Origin of the sequence: Streptomyces sp. NPDC126503 (genome assembly GCF_040302405.1) — a bacterium.
Classification (GTDB): Bacteria; Actinomycetota; Actinomycetes; order Streptomycetales; family Streptomycetaceae; genus Streptomyces; species Streptomyces gulbargensis.
In genome coordinates, this window is sequence record NZ_JBEORS010000012.1 from 144,763 (window position 1) to 168,843 (window position 24,081).

The following is a 24,081-nucleotide window of genomic DNA, read 5'->3' on the forward strand; positions in this document are numbered from 1 at the left end:
ATGGGACTGCTCACGGAAGTCCTCCTCCTGCCGGCCGCCCCGATACGGGGCACGGCCTGGGTGCTGCGGCAGGTCGTCGAGGTGGCCGAGCGGGAGTACTACGACCCGGCCGTCGTCCAGCGCGAACTCGCCGCCCTGGTGGCGGCGTTCGAGGCCGGGGAGATCGACGAGGAGGAGTTCGACCGCCGGGAGGACGAGCTCCTGGCCCGACTGGAGGTGAGGGGAAACCAGTGAAGTCCATGACCCACCACCCCGCGCTCGCCGCGGCCCGCCGGGCGGGTTCGCCACGCAGCCGCCGTCTGGCGGCGCTGACCCTGGCGGTCGCCCGCGCCGCCGGCCGCGCCAGCGGAACCGCGCACGCCGTCGCCACCTCCGCCGGCGAGCGCCTCCGCCGCCTCCGCCGCCTCACCGGGCGGCGGGGGCGCCGCGCCGCGCCGCACGAAGCCGACCGGGAGGAGACGGCATGACGATGCCCTCGGGGCTGCCGCGGTCCCCCGACACCCAGTCGGCCAACCTCGCCGACATCCTCGAACGCGTCCTCGACAAAGGCGTGGTGATCGCCGGGGACATCCGCATCAACCTCCTCGACATCGAACTCCTCACCATCAAGTTGCGCCTCGTCGTGGCCTCGGTCGAACGAGCCAAGGAGATGGGCATCGACTGGTGGGAGCAGGACCCCGCCCTGTCCTCCCGGGCCCGCAGCGGAGAACTCGGCCGTGAGAACGAGGAGTTGCGGCGCCGTATCGCCGAACTGGAGGCGAGGGGGGCGTGAGTCGGCAGCGAAGCGGGAGCGAGCCCGGAACGAGGCAGGAGCGATGAACGACGAAAACCTCTGGTACGTGTACGCCGTCGTCCGGTCCCCGGGCACCGTCGGGCCGCCCGCCGGCGACACCCTCGGCGGGGGCCTCGCGACCGTCGACCACCGGGGCCTGACCGCGCTCGCCGAGCGGGTCCCCGCGGCCGACTTCGACGAGGCGCCCCTGCGCGAACGGCTCGAGGACCTGGACTGGCTGGCGCGGGTGGCCCGCGCCCACCACGGCGTGGTGGCCGAGGCGGGCCGGCACACCACCGTCGTCCCGCTGCGGCTCGCCACCGTCTGCCGCGGCGAGCAAGGCGTGCGCCGCCTGCTCGAAGAGGGGGAGGACCGCCTGCTCGAAGCGCTCGAGCGCCTGGCGGGAGCCCGTGAATGGGGCGTCAAGCTCTACGTGGACGAGACGGCGGGCCCGCCCGCGGCCGAACCCGCCGGGAGCGACCGCCCGGACCGGGCCGGTTCCGGCCGCGACTACCTGCGCCGCCGGCTGGGGCAGCAGCGGGCCCGGCAGGACGCGGACGACGCGGCCGCCCGCACCGCCCGCCACCTGCACGAGGCGCTGGCCCGCGCCGCCGCCGACACGGTCCTCCACCCGCCCCAGCAGGCCCGGCTCTCCGGAGTCCCCGGCCGGAACGTGCTCAACGCCGCGTACCTCGTCCCCGAGGACCGGGAACAGCGGTTCCGTGACGCGCTGCCCCCGCCCGACGACCTCCACACCGGTCTGCGCGTGGAGGTCACCGGCCCCTGGGTGCCCTACTCCTTCACCCGGACCGGACCCGAGGAGGGAACCGGACCATGACCGACCAACGGGAGATCGCCCTGGTCGACCTCCTCGACCGGCTCCTGGCCGGCGGGGTCGTCCTCGCCGGGGACATCACCCTCCGGATCGCCGACATCGACCTCGTACGCGTCGACCTGAAGGCCCTCATCAGCGCGGTCGGCGAGAACGTGCCGTCCCCGTGGAGGCAGGTGAGCCCATGACGACCCGGCCGCGCCGCGTCGAACTCGACCCCGACACCGTGGAGCGCGACCTGGCCCGACTGGTCCTGACCGTCGTCGAACTCCTGCGCCGCCTCATGGAAGGCCAGGCGCTGCGCAGGGTCGAGTCCGGCGACCTCACCGAGGAACAGGAGGAACGGCTCGGCCTGACCCTCATGCTCCTGGAGGACCGGATGGCCCTGCTGCGCGACCGCTTCGGCCTCGAACCGGAGGACCTCAACATCGACCTCGGGCCGCTCGGCAACCTCCTGTGACGGGCCCCGGAGGGCGCCGGCCCCGGTCCGGCGCCCTCCGGGGCGCTCCGCACGGACCCCCGCGCGGCCACTGCCGGATCGCGTGCGAGGGTCGCCCCGGGCGCCCGACGCCTGGTGGACGAGCCGCAGACCGCCCTCGTCCGCTTCGCGGGGCCGTGGCCGCCGTCTCGCACGACCGCCGCTTCCGCGAACGGTTCGGCGGCACCTCCCCGGGGCCGCGCGCCGGGCGGCCGGTGGCCCCGCGGCACCGGCCGCGACACGCGGGAGAGCCCGCCATCCGCCCCGACGGAGGGAATGGGCCCTTCCGGCCCGTTTCGGGAGCGGCGGGCCTGGCAAGTCGCCCGTCATGATGCACTTCGGCTACACGATGATGACCGAGCAGGCGGGGCCCCGGGAGCTGGTCGACCACGTGGTCGAGGCGGAACGGGTCGGATTCGACTTCTCCGTCATCTCCGACCACTCCTTCCCCTGGCTGGAGTCCCAGGGGCACGCCCCGTACGCCTGGAGCGTCCTCGGCGCGGCGGCGCAGGCCACCTCCCGCATCCCGCTGATGACGTACGTCACCTGTCCGACCTTCCGCTACCACCCCGCCGTGATCGCCCAGAAGGCGGCGACCCTCCAGCTCCTGTCCGAGGGCCGCTTCCGGCTGGGCCTCGGCTCGGGGGAGAACCTCAACGAACACGTCGTCGGCCGCGGCTGGCCCTCCGCCCGCGTGCGCCTGGAGATGCTGGAGGAGGCCACCGAGATCATCCGCGCCCTGTTCGACGGCGGATACGTCACCCACCACGGCAAGCACTTCCAGGTCGACAACGCCCGGGTCTGGGACCTCCCCGACACCCCGCCGCCGGTCGGCATCGCCGTCTCCGGCTCCCGCTCCTGCGAACTGGCCGGGCGCCTGGGCGACCTCCTGATCGCCACCGAACCGAAGCGGGAGCTGGTCGACGCCTTCGACGCCCACGGCGGGGCGGGCAAGCCCCGGATCGGGCAGCTGCCCATCTGCTACGGCGCCGACCGCGAGGAAGCCGTCGCCCGCGCCCACGAGCAGTTCCGCTGGTCCCTCGGGGGCTGGCGCCTCAACGCCGAGCTGCCCCTGCCGTCCGGCTTCGACCAGGCCACCGCGTACGTCACTCCCGAGGACGTGGCGCAGAACATCCCCTGCGGCGACGACGTCGACGCGGTCATCGAGGCCGTCCGCCCCTACGCCGAAGCGGGCTTCACCGACCTCGCCCTCGTCCAGATCGGCGGCGACCAGCAGCTCCCCTTCCTCCGCTGGGCCGAGACCACCCTTCTGCCCGCCCTCCGAGAGCTGTGAGGAGGACCCCCGTGGCCCCCGACCCCGACCACGACCCCGGGCGCGCCTCCGGCACCGGCCGGGCCGCCCTCTTCGACGTGGACGGCACCCTCGCCGACACCAACCACCTCCACGTCGTCGCCTGGTGGGAGGCGCTGCGCCAGGGCGGCCACCAGGTGCCCGCCCATGCCATCCACCGGGCGATCGGCCTCCCGGGCGACCAGCTCCTCGACCACCTCCTGGGCGAGGACCGCGACCACGCGGGCGACGAGCGGCTCAGCCACGCCCACGACACCCTGTACGGCACCTTCTTCGAGCGGCTGACCGCCCACGACCGGGCGGCCGACCTGCTCAGGGCGCTGGCCGACGACGATTGGAAGGTCGTCCTCGTCACCTCCGCCAAGGACCGGGAGCTCGCCGCGCTGCGCCGGGCGATCGACGCCGACGACGCGATCGCCGCGACCGCCACCTCCGAGGACGTCGACGCGGGTAAACCCGCGCCCGACCCCGTCGAGCACGCGCTCTCCCTGGTGGGGGTCGCTCCCGACCGTGCCGTGTTCGTGGGGGACAGCGTCTGGGACATGCGGGCCGCGAGCCGGGCCGGTGTCGCCCGGGTCGCCCTGCTGTGCGGCGGAATCCCCCGGGCCGACCTCACCGAGGCGGGCGCCACCGCCGTGTACGACGACCCGGCCGGCCTCCTCGCCGCCCTCGGCACCAGCCCCTTCGCCGGCGTGCCGGACCCGGACCCCGCCCCGCCACCCGGCGCCGGGTGACCGGCGCGCCGCGGACACCGGCGGAGGACGGGGGAGGGGGCCGGCGGGAGACGGTCCCCTCCCGGCATACCCTCGATCCGTGAAACCCTCCCGCCTGCACCGCGTCGCCGTCCTCGTCCTCGACGGCGCCAAGCCGCTCGACGTCGGCATACCCGCGCAGGTCTTCACGACCCGCGCGAGCATGCCGTACGAGGTCAGGGTCTGCGGCGCCGAGCCCGGCACCGTGACCGGCGGCGACGGACTCTCCTACCAGGTCGCCCACGGCCTTTCCGCCCTCACCTGGGCCGACATCGTCTTCGTCCCCGGCTACCGCTTCCCCGACCGCGAGGACCCGCCGGCGCCCGTCGTCGACGCGCTGATCGCCGCCCACGCGCGCGGCGCGCGCCTCGCCGCCATCTCCACCGGCGCCTTCGCGCTCGCCGCGACCGGCCTCCTCGACGGCAAGCGCGCCACCACCCACTGGCACTACACCCAGGCGCTCGCGGCCAAGCGCCCGCGCGTCCGCGTCGACGAGAACGTGCTGTTCGTCGACGAGGGCAGCGTCCTGACCTCCGCAGGCGCCGCCTCCGGCATCGACCTGTGCCTGCACATCCTGCGCGGTGACCTCGGCGTGGCCGCCTCCAACCACGCCGCCCGCCGTCTCGTCGCCGCCCCCTACCGCAGCGGCGGCCAGGCCCAGTACGTGCCGCGCAGCGTGCCCGAACCCCTCGGCGAACGGTTCGCCGCCACCCGCGAGTGGGCCCTGCACCGCCTCGGCGAACCCCTCACCCTCGACGTCCTCGCCCGGCACGCCGCCGTCTCCCCCCGCACCTTCTCCCGGCGCTTCGTCGAGGACACCGGCTACACCCCCATGCAATGGGTCATGCGCGCCCGCCTCGACATGGCCCGCGAGCTCCTGGAGCGGTCGGAGCGCGGCGTCGAACAGATCGCGGCCGACGTCGGCCTCGGCACCGGCGCCAACCTGCGCCTGCACTTCCAGCGGATCCTCGGCACCACGCCCAGCGAGTACCGGCGCACCTTCGCCCAGAACGACTGACGCCGATCCCGAGCCGTTCCTCCGCACCCGCGCTGACCTGCCCGGACCGTCCCCGGCGTCGGCTGGCGTGATCCTTTCGGACCGTGGCGATCACGCCGCTGTCACCGGCGGTCGCGCCCGGCGAACCTGGGGTCGAAACGGAAGGGACCCCGCTCATGACTCGCATCGCCATCAACGGATTCGGCCGCATCGGACGCAACGTGCTGCGCGCCCTGCTCGAACGCGACTCCGCGCTCGAGATCGTCGCCGTCAACGACCTGACGGAGCCCGCGGGCCTCGCGCGGCTGCTCGCCTACGACTCCACCTCCGGCCGCCTCGGCCGGCCGGTCTCCGTGGACGGCGACACCCTCGTCGTCGACGGCCGCCGCATCAAGGTGCTCGCCGAGCGCGAGCCCGCCAACCTGCCGTGGGCCGAACTCGGCGTCGACATCGTCCTGGAGTCGACCGGCCGCTTCACCTCCGCCAAGGCGGCCCGCGCGCACCTCGACGCGGGCGCGAAGCGCGTCCTCGTGAGCGCCCCCGCCGACGGCGCCGACGTCACCCTCGCCTACGGCGTGAACACCGACGCGTACGACCCGGACCTGCACACCATCGTGTCGAACGCGTCCTGCACCACCAACGCGCTCGCCCCGCTCGCCGCCGTCCTGGACGAACTCGCCGGCATCGAGCACGGGTTCATGACCACCGTGCACGCCTACACCCAGGAGCAGAACCTCCAGGACGGCCCGCACCGCGACGCCCGCCGCGCCCGCGCCGCCGCCGTCAACATCGTGCCGACGACCACCGGCGCCGCCAAGGCGATCGGCCTCGTGCTGCCGAACCTGGACGGCAAGCTCTCCGGCGACTCGATCCGCGTCCCCGTCCCGGTCGGCTCCATCGTCGAGCTCAACACCACCGTCGCCCGCGACGTGACCCGCGAGGACGTCCTGGCCGCCTACCGCGCCGCCGCCGAGGGCCCGCTCGCCGGTGTCCTGGAGTACTCGGAGGACCCGCTGGTCTCCTCCGACATCACCGGCAACCCGGCCTCCTCCATCTTCGACGCCGACCTCACCCGCGTCGACGGCCGCCACGTCAAGGTCGTCGCCTGGTACGACAACGAGTGGGGCTTCTCCAACCGCGTGATCGACACGCTGGAGCTGCTCTCCGCCCGCTGACGGCACCCGCTCCGGCTCCCCGCGGCGGCCCTGCCCGCCTCCTCCTCGCGGTTCACCCCCGGTGGGGAGCCGGCTCACCCTCCGGGTCGAACCATCCCAGAGCGGCGGGCAGTTCGACCCGGGACCGGATTCCGAGCCGCGCGTACACGCCCCGCAGATGGTGGTCGACCGTCCGCGGGCTCAGGCCCAGCCGCGCGGCGATCTCCCGGTTCGTGGCGCCCCGCGCGACGAGCCGGGAGATCCGCTGCTGCTGCGGGGTGAGCTCGCCCACCGCCTCCGGATCGGCGGCGCTGCCGCTGGTCGCCCCGGTGGCCCGCAGCTCGCCCCGGGCGCGCTCCGCCCAGCCCGGCGCGGCCGCCCGCTCGAAGGTCACCAGCGCGTCCCGCAGCGGCCCGCGCGCCTCACCGGGACGCCGGCGCCTGCGCAGCCAGGTGCCGTACGCGAGGAGGGTGCGGGCCCGCTCGAAGTCGTTGCCGGTGCCCTCGTGCCGCAGCACCGCCTCCCCGAACCAGCGGGCCGGCTCCTCGCCCCGCGCCAGCAGCGCCCGGCACCGCGCCCACTGGGCCGGTGCCTGCCCGTCCACCCCGAGGCCGGCCCACACGGCGTACCGGGCCGTCGCCTCCCGCGCCTCCGCCGGCCGCCCGGCCGCGACCGCCGCCTCCACGAAGCACGGCACGACCATCATCCGCAGCGCGAAGTGCCCGCCGCGGGGCCCGGGGCGCACGAGCGGCCGCAGCCGCGCCGCCGCCTGATCGGCCAGCCCCCGCCCCAGCTCGCCGCGGGCCAGCGCCCACTCGGCCAGCGTCACCGCCTGCGCAAGCCCGTGCGGCCTTGCGATCGCCAGCGCCCGCCCGGCGTGCTCCACCACCGCCGCGCCGTCGTCCGTGACCGACGCCACCAGCGCCAGCACGGCGTGCTGATGCGCCGCGACATTGCGCTGGCCCGTCAGCTCGGCCGCCCGCAGCCCCTCCCGGGCGGTGCGCGCCGCCCGGCTGTGGCATCCGGCCCGCAGCTCGGCGTAGGCCAGGTGCTCCAGGGCGCGCGGCAGCAGAGCCGTACGGTGCTCGGCCCTGGCCCGGGCGAGCGCGCGCCCGTGCACCCGGGCCGCCGCGGCCGTGTCGCCGAGCACGAGCGCCGCCGAGCCCGCCCGCAGCAGCAGCCGCGGCTCGTCCGACGCCCCGTCGAGGGCGACCACCCGGGAGAGCGCGGTACGGGCCTCGTCGAGCCGCTCGGTCAGCGCGGCCCGCAGCCCGTCGAGGAAGTCCCGCTCCGTGCCCCGCCGTTCCCGCGCTCCCTCCAGGGCGGCCAGACACGCCGGGACGTCCCCCGCCGCCCAGGCCGCCTCCATCGCCAGGAACCGGGCGTCGGAGGCCTCCACCGGCGCCTCGCCGCCGAGGAGTTCGGCCGCTCGCAGCAGCGACTCGTGCGCGTCCATCACCGGGCCGCCCGCCAGCGCCGCGAGCCCGCGCACCAGCAGGGAACGTCCGCGGGCCGCGGCGCCCCGGGCCCGCACCGCCGCGGGCGGACCGAGCCGGTCGGCCCGGTGGCGTTCACCGGGGCTCCGCCCGTCCGCCCCGCCCGCCGCCGGCGCCGGACGGCCGGCGAGCGCCGCGCGCCGCAGGAACGGGTCCTCGAACCCCAGCACGCCGCCCGTCCGGCGCAGCAACCCGTCCGCGACCAGCCCGTCCAGCGGCTCGGCCGGGACCCGCGCCTCCCGCGCCCGGTCCAGGACCGCCCCCACCGTCGCACCCCGGTCCCCGTCCGCACCCCCGCAGGCCCCGGCCACCACGGCGAGCAGGCGCCGGCCGTCCACCGGGAGCGAGCCCAGCAGCCCGCCGTACACCTCGGCGAGGACGCCGCCGCCGGCCACGTCCCCCGGCAGCGGCGCCCGCCCCGAGAGCTGCGCCGGGGACAGGCGCCGTACCGCCGCGGCCAGCACCCCGGGGTGTCCGTCCGCCGCGTCGAGCAGCCGCTCCGCGACCGGCCCGGCGGGCGGCACCGGGCACAGCTCACCGAGGAGCGCCCGCGCCGCCTCCCGTCCGAGCCGCCCCAGCCGTACCGTCCGGGTCCCGGCCGGTCCCGGCACCCGGTGGTGGCGGGCCGAGGACACGACCCAGCCCGTCCGCCGCGCCCAGGGGCCGGGCTCCTGCCAGGTCGCGGCCAGCGCGGCCCGCGAATGCGCGTCCCACAGGTGCAGATCGTCCAGACAGAACAGCGCGGGGCGGCCGGGGACGAGCCCGGCGAGGGCCGCGCCGAGCCCGGCCGGGCCGCGCGCGAGCCGCAGTGCCCGCCGGACCGCCGCCTCGCTCGGGGCGAGAGCGGCGCACAGGGCCCGCGCCCCGCTCCACGGCACCCGGTGGCCCGGCGCGGCGACCAGCGCCGCCGTACCGGGGAAGTCGCGTACGGCCCGCGCCAGCAGGGTGCTGCGGCCCTCGCCGGGACCGCCGGTGACACACACGACGCCGCCGCCGGCCCCGGCGGCGACGCGCGCCGACAGCTCCTCCACCACGGCGAGTTCGGCCGTCCGGCCGTACCACCGGACGTCCGGTCCCGGCCCGGCGGCCGCAGCGGTGTGCGTGGCTCCCCTCACGCCGGTCACCGTACCCGCGCGACACCGGGGCGGTCGCCGCGAGGGCGCGGGGTCTGGGCGTCCGCCCAGACCCCGCGGTCCTCCGCTGTGACGGCGCACAGGGGGTCAGGAACCGAGCGGGCAGCTGCCCCGGTACTCCTCGATCGTCAGACTCGGCCGCGGCAGCGGACACAGGAACTGCTCGTAGCGGGTGTCGTTGTCGAGGAACCGCTTGAGCCAGGAGAGGGAGTACTTCCCGATCGTCGTGTCCGAGGTGTTCGGGGTGAAGTGCGAAGCCCCGTTCAGCTCCAGATAGGCCTTGTCCAGCGAGGCGGGCAGGCTCTCGTAGAAGGGCTCGGAGTGGGTGGCGACCGGGGCGATCGTGTCCCCGTCGGCGCCGATGACCAGCGTGGGCGTGGAGATCTCCGGCCAGGTCTTGTCCGTGTTCCAGCCGGTCAGCGGAATGGCCGCCTTCAAGGACGGCCGGCTCTTGGCGGCCTCCAGGGTTCCCCCGCCGCCCATCGAGTGCCCCATCACCCCGAGCCGGGTCGCGTCGACGCGGCCCCGGACCGTGCTGCGCTGCGTCAGGTGGTCGAGCGCGGCGAGGAGCTGGCGGCCCCGGCTGTCGGGCTGGTCCATCGTGGTGAGGGTGTCGATGGTGAACACCACGAAGCCCTGCGAGGCGAGGCGCGGCCCGAGCCAGGCGATCGACGACTGGGTGGCGGTGAACCCGGGCGAGATCACCACGGCCGCGAAGGTCCCGTCGGCGGTGGTCGTCGGATAGTAGATGGTGCCGCCGCCGAAGCCCGTGGCGGCCAGGGACGAGACGCTGGTCTGCGACACCGCGTACGGGCCGCGGGACGCCAGGACGCTCGCCTCCGTGGGGGCGGGACCGCGCTCGTACGGGTTCGCGGCCAGGGCGGCCGAGGAGGTGGCGGGAGCCGCGGTGGCCCCCGGGGCGAGGAGCAGGGCGGCGAGGCAGGCGGCGGCCGCGCCCGCGGCGCCGGCAAGGTGTCGTCTCACGACGGAGTCGTCCTCTCGTTGGTCCTGCGGCGGCCATCCCCCGGACATCCGGCGGACGGCCCCGCTTCGGTTCCGCCACTGTCGGGCCGGCGCGCCCGGCGGGCATCGGCACAATCACCGGCCTCGCCACCGGGCGGCCCGCCCCGCCGGCTCCGACGCCTTCCGCCTGGGCCCTACACCCCTCCGGCCGGGCGGGCGAAGCGCAGCGTGAGCAGTTCGAAGGGCCGCAGCCGCAGCCGCAGCCCGCCGTCCACCCCGCGCACCGCGCCCTGTGGGGCCTCGGCGAGCGGCCGCTCCAGCAGGTCGCACACCGCCACCTCACCGCTCCCGCCCAGATCGGTGGTCAGCAGCGCCTCGGCCCGGCCTCCCCGGGACTCGTAGAGCCGCACGACCACGTCACCGCTGCCGTCGTCGGCCAGCTTCACCGCGCTCACCACCACCGCCTCCTCGTCCACGCGCACCAGCGGCTCCACGGCGGCGTGGCCCGGCAACCGCCGCTCGGGGAGGTTCACCCGGTACCCCTCGCGCACCGCGTCACCCACGCCCGCCCCCGGCACCAGGGCGTGCCGGAAACGGTGCACGCCCTGGTCGGTGTGCGGATCGGGGAAACGGGGCGCCCGCAGCAGCGAGGCCCGTACGGTCGTCGTGGTTCCCCGGTCCTCGGCCCGTACCGTCCGCGTCACGTCGTGACCGTAGGTCGAGGCCGTCACCAGGGCCACGCCCCAGCCCGGCTCCTCCAGGTGGACGAACCGGTGGTTGCACGCCTCGAACTTGGCCGCCTCCCAGCTGGTGTTGGTGTGGGTCGGCCGGTGGAGGTGGCCGAACTGCGTCTCCGCCGCGTACCGGTCCGTGTGGATGTCCAGCGGGAAGGCCAGCTTCAGGAACTTCTCCGTCTCGTGCCAGTCCACCTCGGTGTCCAGATCGAGCCGCCCCGAGCCGGAGTTCAGCGTCAGCGTCTGGACCGCGCGCGAGGAGCCGAACGACCGGGTGACCCGCACCGCCACCGTGTCCGGCCGGTCCACGGCCACCGCCACCTCCTCGGCCTCCGTCAGATCGGTGACGGTGTTCCGGTAGAACCGGTCCACGTCCCACGCGTCCCACATGTTCGGGAAGTCCGGGTGCAGTTGGAGCAGATTGGCCGCCGCGCCCGGAGCGATCGTCTCGCGGCCGCTCGCCGAATCGACCACCGACACCACCAGCCCGCGCGCGTCCACCGTCACCCGCAGCAGCCCGTTGGTCAGCACGTACCCGCCGCCGGGAGCGGCCTCCACCGCGCAGCCGCCGCCCACGGGCCCCGCCGGGCGCGCGCCGCCCGCCGGCACCCCGGCCCGCGCGTGCGGCGCCGCGTTGAACACGACCTCGCCCCCGCCGCCGCCCGCCAGCGCCCGCTGCGCGCGCTCCACGATGCCGGTCAGCTCCCCGGTGACCGCCGCGTACGTCCGCTCCGCCTCCCGGTGCACCCACGCGATCGACGAACCCGGCAGGATGTCGTGGAACTGGTGCAGCAGCACCGTCTTCCAGATCCGGTCCAACTCCTCGTACGGGTAGGGAAGTCCGGCACGCACGGCAGCCGTGGCCGACCACAGCTCCGCCTCCCGCAGCAGGTTCTCGGCGGCCCGGTTGCCCTGCTTGGTCCGCGCCTGGCTCGTCAGCGTCGCCCGGTGCAGCTCCAGGTACAGCTCACCCACCCACACCGGCGCGTCCCGGTACTCCGCCTCGGCGCGCGCGAAGAACTCCGCCGGACGCTCCCACCGCACACGCGCCGAACCCTCCAGGTCCCGCAGCCGCGCCGCCTTCGCCACCATCTCCCGCGTCGTACCGCCGCCGCCGTCACCCCATCCGGTCGGCGCGAGCGAGTGCCGCGCCCGACCCTTGTCCTTGAAGTTCCGGACCGCGTGGGCGATCTCCTTGCCCTGCATCGAGCAGTTGTACGTGTCGATCGGCGGGAAGTGCGTGAAGATCCGCGTCCCGTCGATCCCCTCCCACCAGAAGGTGTGGTGCGGGAAGGAGTTGACCTGGCTCCACGAGATCTTCTGCGTGAGCAGCCACTTCGCACCGGCCGCCCGGATGATCTGCGGCAGCCCGCCCGCGAAGCCGAAGGTGTCGGGCAGCCACGCCTCCTCGTTCTCGACCCCGAACTCCTCCAGGAAGAACCGCTTCCCGTGGACGAACTGACGGGCCATCGCCTCCGAGCCCGGCATGTTCGTGTCGGACTCCACCCACATGCCGCCGGCCGGTACGAACCGGCCCTCCGCGACCGCCTTCTTCACCCGCGCGTACACCTCGGGCCGGTGTTCCTTGATCCACGCGTACTGCTGCGCCTGCGACATCGCGTACACGAAGTCCGGCTCGTCCTCCAGGAGCGCCGTCATGTTCGCCGTCGTCCGCGCCACCTTGCGGACCGTCTCGCGCAGCGGCCAGAGCCAGGCCGAGTCGATGTGCGCGTGACCCACCGCGCTGATCCGGTGCGCCGACGGCTCGGCGGGGGAGGAGAGCACCCCGGCCAGCCGCTCGCGGGCGGCGGCCGCCGTGCCGCCCACGTCCTGGAGGTCCAGCGCGTCGAGAGCCCGGTCCACGGCCCGCAGGATCTCCCAGCGGCGCGCTCCCTCCACCGGCAGTTCCGCCATCAGCTCGCCCAGCACCTCCAGGTCCATCACCAGCTGCCACACCGTCTCGTCGAAGACGGCCAGGTCCAGCCGCGCCAGCCGGTACTGCGGCGCGTCACCGGCCGTCTCCCGGTCGCCGAGATCCGTCGGCAGGAACGGGTGGTAGTCCAGGATCACCGGGTTCGAGGCCGCCTCGACGTGCAGCAGCACCTCCTCGCCACCGGCCGCCGGGGACGCGATCCGCACCCACTGGTTGCGCGGATGCAGCCCCTTCACGGGTGAGCCGTCGGGCCGGTAGACCAGCCCCTCGCACTGGAAACCGGGCATGTTGGCGTCGAAGCCCAGGTCGATGAGCGCCTCCACGGTCCGGCCCGCCCAGGCCTTCGGAACCCTCCCCGACACGGTGAGCCAGCTCGTGCCCCAGGGGGCTCCCCAGGCGTCGCCGACGGCGACCGGGGTGCGGGGGGCGGCGAGGCCTTCGGCCACCGGAACCGGTTCGCCGGGGGCCGTCCAGATCCCGGCCTCCAAAGGCACGGACTCCGGGTGGATCGCGGGGCGGACGCGTTCGTCGAGGACCCGCTTGAGCCGGGCTTCGGTCAGACGGCGGTCGTCATGCATGGGGCGCTCCATCACGTGGCTGGCTGGCTGGCGGACGGGAAGGGAAGGGCGGACAGGGGCCGGACGGGCCTCGGGCGGGTCAGGACCGGTGCACGGCGTCGGGGGTCACCGTCTCGGTGATGCCCCGCGCCGTCAGATGCTCCCGGTCCCCGGCGCGGGACGCCAGGACGACGGCCGGCCGCGCGCCGTCGGCCGCCAGCCGCATGTACGCCCCGAAGAACGCGCCCTCCGGGCCGCACACCGCCCGCTCCGGCGCGTCCTCGGGCAGGTCGAGCACGAGCGCCGTGGTGCGCGGTGCCGGCGGCGTCCAGGCCTCCCGCACGTCGGCGGCGGCCCGGGCCAGTGCCCGGCCCGCGGGCTTCACCCGCCGGTCGGTGGTCAGCACCCCGAGGGTGTATTCCAGCTCGGGGAAGTCGGCCAGCGACCGGTCGACGTCGTGGGAGCACCACCAGGTGACCCCCCACAGGTCCGGGCAGTCCAGCGCGGCGGCGAGCGTCGTCCGGGTGAAGCCGGCGGCCCGGCCGGCGGCGATGTGCGGCGCGGGCGCCCCCACCTCCTGGAGCCAGACCGCGCGGTGCGGGTCCTCGGCCCACGCCTTGGACAGCTCGATCATGTACGCGGCGTGGTGACCGGTCGCGAAGGAGTCCGGGCCGTGGCGCTGGGCGGTCCCGTTGAAGACCCACGAGTGGACCGCCGTCGCCGCGCCCAGCCGGGCGGCGTGCGCCGGCGTGAAGGGGTGGCCGTCCAGGTACCAGGCGGCGTCGTACGCGGCGTGCAGGTGCGCGCGGCCCGGCGCGCCCTCCTCGCAGGCCGCCAGCATCCGGCGCAGCCAGCGCTCCGCCTGGCCGGGCGTGATCCGGTCCGGGTCGGGGTGCGGATCGCCGGAGAACTGGTTGATCTCGTTGCCGAGGGTCATGCCGAGGAACGCCGGGCGGTCGGCGAGGGCCGAGGCGAGCGTCCGCAGGTAGGCGGCCTGCCCGTCGAGGACGTCGGGGTCGGTGAACAGGTTCCGCCGGTGCCAGGTGACCGTCCACGACGGCAGGAAGTCGAAGCTCGACAGATGCCCCTGGAGGCCGTCGACGGCGACGTCGAGTCCCCGTTCGGCCGCCGCGTCGACCAGGCTCACCAGCTGCTCGACCGCCCGCGGCCGGATCAGGGCCCGGTTGGGCTGGAACACCGGCCAGAGCGGGAAGACCCGCACGTGGTCCAGGCCGAGGCCGGCGATCGAGTCCAGATCGGCCCGGACGGCGTCCAGGTCGAAGTCGAGCCAGTGGTGGAACCAGCCCCGGCTCGGCGTGTAGTTGACGCCGAAGCGCGGCGCCGGGCGTGCCGGCCCGGCCGGACGGTTCTCGCGGCCGGTCGAGGGGATCGGTCCTCCGTGGCCCGGTGAGGGGGATCCTCCGTGGGTGGTGTTCATCCTTTGACCGCTCCTTCCTCGACGCCCTTGAAGAAGAACCGCTGGAGCGCGGCGAAGACGGCGACGACCGGCAGGAAGGCGATCATCGTGCCGGCCGCGATGAGCCGTGGGTTCGCGGCGAACGTGCCGTCGAGGTACTGGAGGCCCACAGTGAGGGTGTAGCGCGCGGGGTCGTTCAGCACGATCAGCGGCCACAGGAAGTCGTCCCACGCGCCGATGAACGTGAAGATCACGACCACGCTCAGCATTCCCCGCACGTTGGGCAGTCCCACGTGGACCAGGCGCTGCCACACGTTGGCCCCGTCCACCAGGGCGGCGGCGTCGAGGTCGGGCGGGATCGCCCGGAACGCCGTGTACATCAGCAGGACGTTGAGCATGGCCAGGGCGCCGGGGAGGGCCACCCCGAGCAGGGTGTCGGTGAGACCGAGGCTGCGGATCGTCACGTACTGCGAGACGATCGTGACCTCGCCGGGCAGCACGAGCGTGGCGAGGAACAGGCCGAGCACCAGCCGGGCGCCCCGGAAGCGGAGCCGGGCCAGGGCGTAGCCGGCGAGGGTGGCGCCGACGACGTTGCCGGCGACCGCGATCCCCGCCACCACCAGCGAGTTGACGGCGTACGTCCACACCGGGACCGTCTCGGCGACCTGCCCGTAGTTGGCCGGCGTCGGGTCGGAGGGCAGGAAGTCGGGGGTGGGGGAGTACACGTCCTCGCCCGGCCCCTTCAGCGACGTCGACAGCTGCCACAGGAACGGGCCGACGGTCAGCAGGAGGACGAGGACGAGCAGGACGTAGCGCACGGCCTTCTCTCCGGCGGACGGGGTGGCGAAGCTCCGGGACACCTCAGGCCCCCTTCCGGTTGAGCCGGGCGAGCAGCAGCATCGGGCCGACGGTGAGGAGGAACAGCAGGATGCTCAGCGCGGAGGCGTAGCCGATGTGCCCGGTGAAGCCCCTGCTGTACATCTGGATGAGCATCACCACCGACATGGTCCGCCCGCCCGGTCCGCCGGTGCCGTCCGACAGGACGTACAGCTCGGAGAAGACGCGCAGCGCGGAGACCGCGATGAGCACGGAGACGAGCATCATCGCGGGGCGTACACCGGGAAGTGTGACGTGCCAGAAGCGGCGCGGGGCGGAGGCCCCGTCGACGGCGGCGGCCTCGTGGAGTTCGCGCGGCACGTTCCCGAGGGCGGACAGGTAGATGACCATGTAGTAGCCGAGGCCCTTCCACACCGTCAGCGCGATGGCGCTGAACAGCAGCAGCCAGCGGTCGGTGAGGAAGGGGACGGGCCGGTCCGCCACGCCGAGGGCGCCGAGGATCCCGTTGAGGAGGCCGCGGTCGTCGAGCACCCAGCCCCAGATCAGTCCGACCACGACGGCGGAGGCGACGACCGGGGTGTAGAAGGCGGTGCGGAAGAAGGTGATGCCCGGCAGCTTCTTCTCCACGAGGAGCGCGAGCAGCAGGGGCAGGAAGGTGAGCAGGGGCAGGCAGATCAGCAGGTAGATGACGCTGTTGAGCAGGGCGTCGGCCAACTGCTCGTCGTCGAGGGCGCGTTCGTAGTTGGCCAGGCCCGTGAAGCGGCCGCCGCCCAGCGGTTTGGCGTTGGTGAACGACAGGATCACCGTGTTGACGGCGGGCCACAGGTTGAACACGGCGAGCCAGACCACGGCGGGCGCGGCGAGCAGCCACGGGGTGAACCAGCGCCGGTGTGTCATGGGGTGCCTTCCTCGGGGGAGTACGGCGGTGCGGGGCCCGGGGCCTTCCGGGGCCGGTGGGGCCGGGGGAGAGGGCCACGGGCCGGACGGTGCGGACGGCGCGCCGTCCGCACGGGGCCGGACTCAGTCCTTCAGGAGCTCGTCGGCGCGGGCGACCGCCGTGTCCAGCGCTTCCCGGGAGGAGGCCTGGCCGCTGAGGGCGAGGGCGATCTGCTGGTTGACGACGGTCTTGACGGCGTCGTTGGCCTGGACCGGTTCCAGCATCCGGGCCCTGGCGAGCGAGGCGAAGGCGGTGACCTTCGCGTCGCCCGCGTTGGTGCCGTCGCTGCGGCTGAGGAAGGCGTCGCCGGCGGAGGCCTTCGTGGACGGGAAGATGCTGGTGAGGCGGGCGAACGCGGCCTGGTTCGGGGCGTTGGTGATCCAGCGGGCGAGCGCCAGTGCGGTGGCCCGGTTCCCGCTCGACCGCGCGACCGACAGCCCCTGGACGTACAGCGGCGGCGTCCCCATGGCGGGGGAGGAGACCACCTTGGGCGCGAGGGTCGGGTTGTCGACGGCGAGCGAGGTGATGTAGTTGCCGCCGGCGGTGGTCCAGGCGGCGGTGCCGGAGCTGAAGAGCGCGGTGTTCCCGGCATACGTCTCGGTCAACACGTCCTTGGGGAGCAGCCCCTCCCTGAACGCCTCCCGGTACCGGTCGAGGAGCGCCGCGGCCTCGGGGGTGTTGAACGTGAAGCGGGTGCCGTCCTCGGACATCAGCCGCACCCCGGCGTTGGCGAAGTCCATCAGGCCGGGCTTGCGGCTCATCAGATGGACCTTCCCGCCGGACCGCTGCTTGACCGTGCGGGCCGCCGCGATCAGCTGGTCCAGGTCGGCGGGCGGCTTCTTCGGATCCAGGCCGTAGCGCGTGAGCTGTTCGGCGTTCCAGTAGTTGACGTCGGTGTTGAGATACCAGGGATAGCCGTACGTGCCCCGGGTGCCGGGGAAGCGGTACGCGTCGACGCCGCCCTTCACGTAGTCGGCGGTCAGGGCCGGATCGGCCGCGCCCACGTCGAGCAGCATGTTCCGCCGCACCAGCGGCAGCGCGAAGTCGGGCGGCAGATTGACCACGTCGGGCAGGGTGCCGCCGGCGGCCTGGCTCAGGACCTTCTCGGAGTACCCCTCCCCGGGCTGGTCGAGCCACTGGACCTCCACGCCCGGGTGCTTCTTCTCGAAGGCGTCGATGAGGCCCTCCATGTACGCGGTGAACTTCGGCTTCAGGGCCCAGGTCTGGAGCGAGACCCGGCCCTTCACCTCACCCTTGGCATCGTTGTCATCGCTCGCGCCGCCCGGGTCGCCGAGCCCGCAGCCGGCGAGGGTCACCGCGACGAGCGCCGCGACGGCCGGTCGGATCCAGAGGCTTCTTCGCATCGAGGTCTCCCGGTCTGTGCTGTCCGACGGTGGATCAGTATGACTAAACCGGTCTAGCGAAGGGGGACTATGCTCCCGTTAGACTCCGCTGTCAAGGGAGAGCTCGAGGACGGAAGAGGGGCGCCCCGTGGCCAGACCCACCATCGCCGACATCGCCAGCCGCGCCGGAGTCTCCAAGGGCGCGGTCTCCTTCGCCCTGAACGGGCGCCCCGGGGTCAGCGCCGCGACCAGGGAGCGGATCCTGCGCGTCGCCGAGGAGATGAACTGGCGCCCGCACAGTGCCGCCCGCGCCCTCGGCGGCGCCCGGGCCGGCACCGTCGGGCTCGTCCTCGCCCGCCCGGCCCGCACCATCGGCCTCGAACCGTTCTTCGGTCAGCTGCTCAGCGGGCTGCAGGCGGCCCTGTCGACGCGCGGCACGGCCCTCCAGCTCCTCGTCGTGGAGGACACCGCCGCCGAGATCGAGGTCTACCGCCGCTGGGCCTCGGAACACCGCGTGGACGGTTTCGTGCTGGTCGACCTCCAGGTGCGCGACCCGCGCGTCCCCGTCCTGGAGGAGCTCGGCGTACCGGCGATGGTCATCGGCGGCCCCGGCCGCCACGGCCGCCTGCCGAGCGTCTGGGCCGACGACCGCGAGGCGATGCTCTCCCTCGTGGAGTACCTCGCCGCGCTGGGGCACCGCAGGATCGCCCACCTCGCCGGGCTCCCGGCCTTCCAGCACACCCGCCGCAGGATCCGGGCGGTACGGGACGGGGCGCGGCGGCTCGGTCTGGAGGCCGTCTCGCTGCCGACGGACTTCAGCGACGCGGAGGGCGCCGCCGCCACCCGGACCCTGCTCGCCCGGCCCCGGCGGCCCACCGCGCTCATCTACGACAGCGACGTCATGGCGGTGGCCGGACTCGGCGTCGCCGCCGAGATGGGCGTCGCCGTGCCCGGCGAGCTGTCCGTCGTCTCCTTCGAGGACTCCGCGCTCGCCCGGATCGTCCACCCCGCCCTCACCGCCCTCACGCGTGACACTTTCGCCCTCGGCGAGCAGGTCGCGCGGGCGCTGCTCGCCCTCCTGGACGACCCGGAAGAGGCGCGGGACATCAAGAACCCCACCCCGCGCCTGACGGTCCGCGAGAGCACGGCGCCCCCGGGGGACCGCACCGCCTGACGCCGGGGCCACAGCCGGCTGCGCCCCGACGCGCGGCCCGCACCCCGTCTCGCCGGGTGCCGCGCCCCACCTGGGCGCCGCCCGCACCTGGGGCGGCGCCCGGGTCCGCACCCCGCCTCACCGGTACCTCCCCGGCGTCCGACCGGTGCCCCGTCCGCGCCGCCGTTCCGTACCGGGGACGCCGGTCCCGCCCCGTACCGACCGCCGCCCCACCCACCCTTGACCGCCCTACTAAAGCCGTTTAGCCTCCCGGCGGACGGCCGCCTCCCGTGAGCCGTCGCTTCATCCGCACCACCTGTACCTCCAGCACGTCCAGGACCCCACCCTCCCGCTGGACCGGAGCTTCGGATGAGACAACGTTTTCCCGCCGCCCTCCTGGCGGCGCTGACCGCCGCCCTTCTCGGCCTCCTCCCCGCCGCGGGCGCCACGGCGGCCCCCGCGGACCCCGCACCCGTGGCGGCTCCCGTGCCGCGCCCCGCGGAGGAGCGGGGGGACCAGCCGTACGCCTCGTACTGGCACCCCACCACCCTCCTGAACTGGGACCCGGCCACCGACCCCGACGCGCGGTTCAACCGCTCGCGCGTCCCCCTCCGCCCGCGCGTCTCCGACCCCGCCCTCAAGGCCAACCCCCACGCCCGCCCCGGCGAGGGCAAGGTCGCCTCGCTGGTCTCCTTCGCCCCGACCTCGAACAACCCGTCCCAGGGCTCCGCGAACCCGCACTACTACGCCTTCGGCCACTGGCAGTACGTCGACACCCTCGTCTTCTGGGGCGGCTCGGCGAGCGAGGGCCTGATCCTCGCCCCCAACGCCACCGTCATCGACGCCGCCCACCGCAACGGGGTCAAGGTCTACGGCACCGTCTTCTTCCCGCCCACCGCCTACGGCGGCCAGATCCAGTGGGTGCGCGACTTCACGCAGAAGAACGGCAGCCGCTACCCGGTGGCCGACAAGCTCGTCCAGGTCGCCCAGCACTACGGCTTCGACGGCTGGTTCGTCAACCAGGAGACCGCCGGCGGCGACGCGGCCCTCGCCACCGCGCTGCGCGAGCAGATGCGCTACGCCCGTTCCCTCGGCCCGGTCGAGTTCATGTGGTACGACGCGATGACCGAGTCCGGGTCCGTGAGCTGGCAGGACGCCCTCACCTCCGCCAACGACTCCTTCCTCCAGGAGGGCGACCGGCGCACCTCGGACGCGATGTTCCTCGACTTCGGCTGGAGCGCCTCCGGTCTGGACTCCTCCCGCACCCTCGCGCGCGGGCTCGGCCGCGACGAACACGAGCTGTTCGCGGGCATCGACACGGAGGCCAACGGCTACCAGACGTCCGTCCCCTGGTCCGCCGTCTTCCCGGCCGGCCGGGAACACGTCACCTCGCTCGGCATCTACCGCCCGGAGTGGACCTACACCTCCTCCGTGAACCGCGCCGACGCCGAGGCCCGCGAGGCGCGCTTCTGGGACGGCGCCAACGGCGACCCGTCGAACACCACGACGAGCTCCGCGTGGAAGGGCCTGGCCCACTACATCCCGGAGTCGAGCCCCGTCACCGCCAAGCCGTTCGTCACCTCCTTCGGGGCGGGCCAGGGCGACTTCTACCACGCGCGCGGCGTCCGGGTCTCCTCGGCCGGCTGGAACAACCTCTCGCTCCAGGACGTGCCGCCCACCTACCGCTGGCTCGTCACCACCACGTCTCCCGGCGGCACGAAGCTGACCCCGTCGATCGACCACACCGACGCCTACGAGGGCGGGTCGTCGCTGCGCCTGACCGGGCGGCTCGACGGGGTGAACACCGTCCGCCTCTACCAGACCAGGCTGCCGGTCGCCGCCGACACCCGTCTCTCCGTCGTGCTGAAGACCCCGGCCGCCGGGCCGACCCGGCTCAAGGCCGCGCTCTCCTTCACCGACGCCCCCACCACCTTCACCACCCTGGACCTGGGCGCCACCACCTCCGCCGGCTGGGAGCGCAGGACGCTCGACCTGTCCGCGTACAGCGGCCGGACCATCGCCCAGATCGGACTGGAGGCCGCAGGCTCCGTGCCCGCGTACGACGTACGGATCGGTCAGCTCGCGGTCCACGACGGGGCCGTGGACACGGCCTCGGCGCCCACCGGTGTGACCGTCCTCGGCGCGGCCGACGTGAGCGCGGGCCGCAAGTCGCTGCGGCTGGCCTGGACGCCGTCGGCCACCGGTTCCGTCCGTCACTACGAGGTCTACCGCCGCGACGCGGACGGCGGGCGCACCTTCCTGGGCGCCACGCCCAACGACGCCTACTTCGTCTCCCGGCTCGACCGGGCGGGAACGGAGAGCACCACGACCCTGGAGGTGGAGGCGGTCTCGGCCGAGTACGGCCGCTCCCCGGCCGCGACGACCACCGTCACCTGGGCGGACACCACCGCGACCAACCTCGCCCTGAACCGTCCCGCCACCGCCTCCGGCCAGTGCAACGCGGCCGAGACGCCGGCCAAGGCGGTGAACGGCACGGTGACCGGCGGCACCACCGACAAGTGGTGCACGACCACGACGGCCAAGTGGCTGGAGGTGGACCTGGGATCCGCCCGCGCCCTGAACCGCTTCGTGGTCCGCCACGCGGCGGCCGGCGGGGAGGACGCGGCGTGGAACACCCGGGACTTCACCGTGAAGGTACGCGCCTCCACGGCCGACCCCTGGACCACCGCCGTCACCGTCACCGGCAACACGGCGGCCGTCACCACCCACCCGGTGTCCGCCACGGCCCGGTACGTCCGCCTGGAGATCACCCGGCCGGCCCAGACGTCGGACCCCGCGGCCCGGATCTACGAGTTCGAGGCCTGGGGGCCGTGACGGCGAGCGGCTGAGCCGCAGGGCACCGGCCCGAAGGACACCGCCCGGTGGCGAGGAAGCGGGGGACCGCCGCTTCCCCCCACCGGTTTCTCGTGCGCGGCGACGGGCCGCCCCCGCGAGGCGACGCGGATGCTTGCAGGCGACGGAACACTCCGCCCGAAGATGCCTGCGCTTGCATGTATGGCGCGTCTGCAAGTATTGTCGACGCACGTAAGACCTCCTCGCAATGACCTGGAAAGGCTCTCCTCATGCCTCTCGCGCTGCTGGCCCTGGCCATCGGGGCCTTCGGGATCGGAACCACGGAGTTCGTGATCATGGGCGTGCTGCCCCAGGTCGCGGGTGACTTCGGGGTCTCGATCCCCACCGCCGGCTGGCTGGTGACGGGCTACGCCCTCGGCGTCGTCCTCGGCGCGCCGCTGCTGACCGTGCTGGGCACCAAGGTGTCCCGCAAGAAGATGCTCATGTTCCTCATGGGTCTCTTCGTCGTCGGCAACACGCTCTCCGCCCTGGCGCCCGCGTTCGGCCTGATGCTGGCCGGCCGGGTCGTCGCCTCGCTGGCCCACGGCGCGTTCTTCGGCATCGGCTCCGTCGTCGCCGCCGACCTGGTGGCCCCCCACAAGAAGGCCTCCGCCATCTCGCTGATGTTCACCGGCCTCACCGTCGCCAACATCGTCGGTGTCCCGCTCGGCACGTACATCGGACAGGCCGCGGGCTGGCGCACCACCTTCGCCGTCGTCGCCGCCCTCGGCGTGATCGGCCTGCTCGGCGTCGCCCGGCTCGTCCCCGAACAGGGCCGCCCGCCGGCCCCGAGCGTGCGCGGCGAGTTCGCCGCCTTCCGCCGGGCCCAGGTGTGGCTCGCGATGGGCATGACCGTCCTCGGCTTCGGCGGGGTCTTCGCCGCCGTCACCTACATCACCCCGATGATGACCGAGGTCGCCGGCTACTCCGAGGGCGCCGTCACCTGGCTCCTCGTCCTGCTCGGCACCGGCATGTTCCTGGGCAACCTGCTGGGCGGCAGGTTCGCCGACCGCCACCTCATGCCCATGCTGTTCACCACCCTGGGCGGCCTGGCCCTGGCCCTGCTCGCCTTCACCTTCACCGCCCACGACAAGGTCCTCGCCGCGCTCACCCTCACCGTGATCGGCGCGCTCGGCTTCGCGACCGTACCCCCGCTGCAGAAGCGGGTCCTCGACCAGGCCTCGGCCGCACCCACCCTGGCCTCCGCCGCCAACATCGGCGCCTTCAACCTCGGCAACGCGCTCGCCGCCTGGCTGGGCGGCGCCGTGATCGCCGGCGGCCTCGGCTACACCGCCCCCAACTGGGTCGGCGCCCTCCTCGCCGGCACCGCGCTCCTGCTCGCCGTCCTCGCCGCCGGGCTCGACCGCCGCGAGCGGACCGCCGGCCGCGTCGTCGCGGGCTCCCCGCGCCCGGAGCGAGCCGCGCCCGCGGCGGACGCCGCACCGGCCCCCGCCGCCCTGCACCACTGACCGTCCCTCCCGTCACACCCATCCCGTACGGAAGAAGCACCATGAGCACCACCCCCGCCGTCCCCACCGTCACGCTCCACAACGGGGTCGAGATCCCCCAGCTCGGCTTCGGCGTCTTCCAGGTCCCCGACGACGAGACCGCCACCGCCGTCGGCCACGCCCTGGAAGCCGGCTACCGCTCCATCGACACCGCGGCGGTCTACGGCAACGAGGCCGGCGTCGGCAAGGCGCTCGCCGCCTCCGGCATCCCCCGCGAGGACCTCTTCGTGACCACCAAGCTGTGGAACGCCGACCAGGGGTACGACAGCACCCTGCGCGCCTTCGACGCGAGCCTGGCCGAGCTCGGCCTCGATCACGTCGACCTCTACCTGATCCACTGGCCCGCCCCCGCCCAGGACCGCTACCTCGACAGCTGGCGCGCCCTCCGGACCCTCGTGGCCGACGGCCGCGTCCGGGCCGCGGGCGTCTCCAACTTCCAGCCCGCGCACCTCGCCCGTCTCCTGGACGACGGCGGCCCGGTGCCCGTGGTCAACCAGATCGAGCTGCACCCGGGCCTCCAGCAGCGGGAGCTGCGCGCCCTGCACGCCGCCCACGGCATCGTCACCGAGGCGTGGAGCCCGCTGGCGCAGGGCGCGGTCCTCGGGGACCCGGTGATCCGGACGATCGCCGACCGCCACGGGAAGTCGCCCGCCCAGGTCGTCCTGCGCTGGCACCTCCAGCTCGGCAACGTCGTCATCCCCAAGTCGGTCACCCCGGCCCGGATCCGCGAGAACCTCGACGTCTTCGACTTCACGCTCACCGACGAGGAGACGGCCGCGATCGCCACCCTCGACGCCGGCCTGCGGACCGGCCCGCACCCCGACACCCTCGACTGAGCGAGGCGGCGCGTCCCGGCCCCGGGCCCGGTTCCACCGGCCCGGGGCCGGGCGTGTTCCGGGCCGGAGGGTTCCGCTCGCCCT

21 protein-coding genes are annotated in these 24,081 nt (G+C 74.4%); 14 read left to right on the forward strand and 7 right to left on the reverse strand.

What is annotated here, in order from left to right:
- The 10 genes from ABTY40_RS17960 (at position 1) to gap (ending at position 6,318) form a co-directional block, all read left to right on the forward strand.
- Positions 1 to 234 carry a gas vesicle protein GvpG gene (locus tag ABTY40_RS17960; protein ID WP_345282952.1) on the forward strand — a complete coding sequence of 78 codons (234 nt, stop codon included), beginning with the start codon at positions 1 to 3 and terminating at the stop codon, positions 232 to 234.
- Positions 231 to 467: a hypothetical protein gene (locus ABTY40_RS17965; RefSeq protein ID WP_352060399.1), complete on the forward strand. Its 237-nt coding sequence runs from the start codon at positions 231 to 233 to the stop codon at positions 465 to 467. Before ABTY40_RS17960 ends, ABTY40_RS17965 begins: the two co-directional genes overlap by 4 nt.
- The gene (locus ABTY40_RS17970; protein ID WP_345282948.1) at positions 464 to 772 is read left to right on the forward strand and encodes a gas vesicle protein; all 309 of its coding nucleotides are present in this window, start codon (positions 464 to 466) and stop codon (positions 770 to 772) included. The genes ABTY40_RS17965 and ABTY40_RS17970 overlap by 4 nt, the downstream gene beginning before the upstream one ends.
- A gap of 43 nt (positions 773 to 815) precedes the next feature.
- The gene (locus ABTY40_RS17975) at positions 816 to 1,610 is read left to right on the forward strand and encodes a GvpL/GvpF family gas vesicle protein (protein WP_352060400.1); all 795 of its coding nucleotides are present in this window, start codon (positions 816 to 818) and stop codon (positions 1,608 to 1,610) included.
- On the forward strand, positions 1,607 to 1,792 hold the full coding sequence (locus tag ABTY40_RS17980) for a gas vesicle protein (protein WP_345282944.1): 186 nt from the start codon (positions 1,607 to 1,609) through the stop codon (positions 1,790 to 1,792). The genes ABTY40_RS17975 and ABTY40_RS17980 overlap by 4 nt, the downstream gene beginning before the upstream one ends.
- A complete protein-coding gene (locus ABTY40_RS17985) occupies positions 1,789 to 2,064 on the forward strand; it encodes a gas vesicle protein K (RefSeq protein ID WP_309049431.1) in 276 nt (91 codons plus the stop codon). The genes ABTY40_RS17980 and ABTY40_RS17985 overlap by 4 nt, the downstream gene beginning before the upstream one ends.
- 346 nt (positions 2,065 to 2,410) lie before the next feature.
- Entirely contained in the window at positions 2,411 to 3,376 is a 966-nt protein-coding gene (locus tag ABTY40_RS17990; RefSeq protein WP_352060401.1) for an LLM class F420-dependent oxidoreductase, read from the forward strand.
- An 11-nt stretch (positions 3,377 to 3,387) separates the two neighbouring features.
- The gene (locus tag ABTY40_RS17995; protein ID WP_352060402.1) at positions 3,388 to 4,128 is read left to right on the forward strand and encodes an HAD family hydrolase; all 741 of its coding nucleotides are present in this window, start codon (positions 3,388 to 3,390) and stop codon (positions 4,126 to 4,128) included.
- A gap of 79 nt (positions 4,129 to 4,207) precedes the next feature.
- Positions 4,208 to 5,164 (forward strand): GlxA family transcriptional regulator, encoded by a 957-nt coding sequence (locus tag ABTY40_RS18000; protein WP_352060403.1) that lies wholly within the window; start codon positions 4,208 to 4,210, stop codon positions 5,162 to 5,164.
- A gap of 155 nt (positions 5,165 to 5,319) precedes the next feature.
- Positions 5,320 to 6,318, forward strand: a complete 999-nt coding sequence (gap, locus tag ABTY40_RS18005) for a type I glyceraldehyde-3-phosphate dehydrogenase (protein ID WP_352060404.1) — start codon at positions 5,320 to 5,322, stop codon at positions 6,316 to 6,318.
- A 52-nt stretch (positions 6,319 to 6,370) separates the two neighbouring features.
- Here the strand turns inward: gap and ABTY40_RS18010 are convergent, their stop codons facing one another.
- From ABTY40_RS18010 to ABTY40_RS18040, 7 genes are all read right to left on the reverse strand, one after another.
- A complete protein-coding gene (locus ABTY40_RS18010; RefSeq protein ID WP_352060405.1) occupies positions 6,371 to 8,908 on the reverse strand; it encodes a helix-turn-helix transcriptional regulator in 2,538 nt (845 codons plus the stop codon).
- 105 nt (positions 8,909 to 9,013) lie between these two features.
- On the reverse strand, positions 9,014 to 9,958 hold the full coding sequence (gene bdeA, locus ABTY40_RS18015) for a bis(hydroxyethyl) terephthalate hydrolase (RefSeq protein WP_502990612.1): 945 nt from the start codon (positions 9,956 to 9,958) through the stop codon (positions 9,014 to 9,016).
- A gap of 125 nt (positions 9,959 to 10,083) precedes the next feature.
- The gene (locus ABTY40_RS18020) at positions 10,084 to 13,134 is read right to left on the reverse strand and encodes an alpha-mannosidase (RefSeq protein ID WP_352060406.1); all 3,051 of its coding nucleotides are present in this window, start codon (positions 13,132 to 13,134) and stop codon (positions 10,084 to 10,086) included.
- Positions 13,135 to 13,213: 79 nt separating this feature from the next.
- Positions 13,214 to 14,551, reverse strand: a complete 1,338-nt coding sequence (locus tag ABTY40_RS18025) for a glycoside hydrolase 5 family protein (RefSeq protein WP_352060407.1) — start codon at positions 14,549 to 14,551, stop codon at positions 13,214 to 13,216.
- Positions 14,548 to 15,390: a carbohydrate ABC transporter permease gene (locus ABTY40_RS18030; RefSeq protein WP_345282922.1), complete on the reverse strand. Its 843-nt coding sequence runs from the start codon at positions 15,388 to 15,390 to the stop codon at positions 14,548 to 14,550. Before ABTY40_RS18030 ends, ABTY40_RS18025 begins: the two co-directional genes overlap by 4 nt.
- A gap of 1 nt (position 15,391) precedes the next feature.
- Positions 15,392 to 16,264: a carbohydrate ABC transporter permease gene (locus ABTY40_RS18035; RefSeq protein ID WP_352060408.1), complete on the reverse strand. Its 873-nt coding sequence runs from the start codon at positions 16,262 to 16,264 to the stop codon at positions 15,392 to 15,394.
- Between the two features lie 123 nt (positions 16,265 to 16,387).
- Positions 16,388 to 17,668 carry an ABC transporter substrate-binding protein gene (locus ABTY40_RS18040; RefSeq protein ID WP_352060409.1) on the reverse strand — a complete coding sequence of 427 codons (1,281 nt, stop codon included), beginning with the start codon at positions 17,666 to 17,668 and terminating at the stop codon, positions 16,388 to 16,390.
- A 127-nt stretch (positions 17,669 to 17,795) separates the two neighbouring features.
- Between ABTY40_RS18040 and ABTY40_RS18045 the strand changes: the two genes are divergently transcribed.
- The 4 genes from ABTY40_RS18045 (at position 17,796) to ABTY40_RS18060 (ending at position 23,997) form a co-directional block, all read left to right on the forward strand.
- Positions 17,796 to 18,821 carry a LacI family DNA-binding transcriptional regulator gene (locus ABTY40_RS18045; RefSeq protein WP_352060410.1) on the forward strand — a complete coding sequence of 342 codons (1,026 nt, stop codon included), beginning with the start codon at positions 17,796 to 17,798 and terminating at the stop codon, positions 18,819 to 18,821.
- 348 nt (positions 18,822 to 19,169) lie between these two features.
- A complete protein-coding gene (locus tag ABTY40_RS18050; protein ID WP_352060411.1) occupies positions 19,170 to 21,635 on the forward strand; it encodes an endo-beta-N-acetylglucosaminidase in 2,466 nt (821 codons plus the stop codon).
- A 248-nt stretch (positions 21,636 to 21,883) separates the two neighbouring features.
- A complete protein-coding gene (locus tag ABTY40_RS18055; protein ID WP_352060412.1) occupies positions 21,884 to 23,122 on the forward strand; it encodes an MFS transporter in 1,239 nt (412 codons plus the stop codon).
- A 41-nt stretch (positions 23,123 to 23,163) separates the two neighbouring features.
- Complete coding sequence (locus ABTY40_RS18060) at positions 23,164 to 23,997, forward strand: aldo/keto reductase (protein WP_352060413.1); 834 nt, start codon at positions 23,164 to 23,166, stop codon at positions 23,995 to 23,997.
- The last annotated feature ends 84 nt before the right edge of the window (positions 23,998 to 24,081 follow it).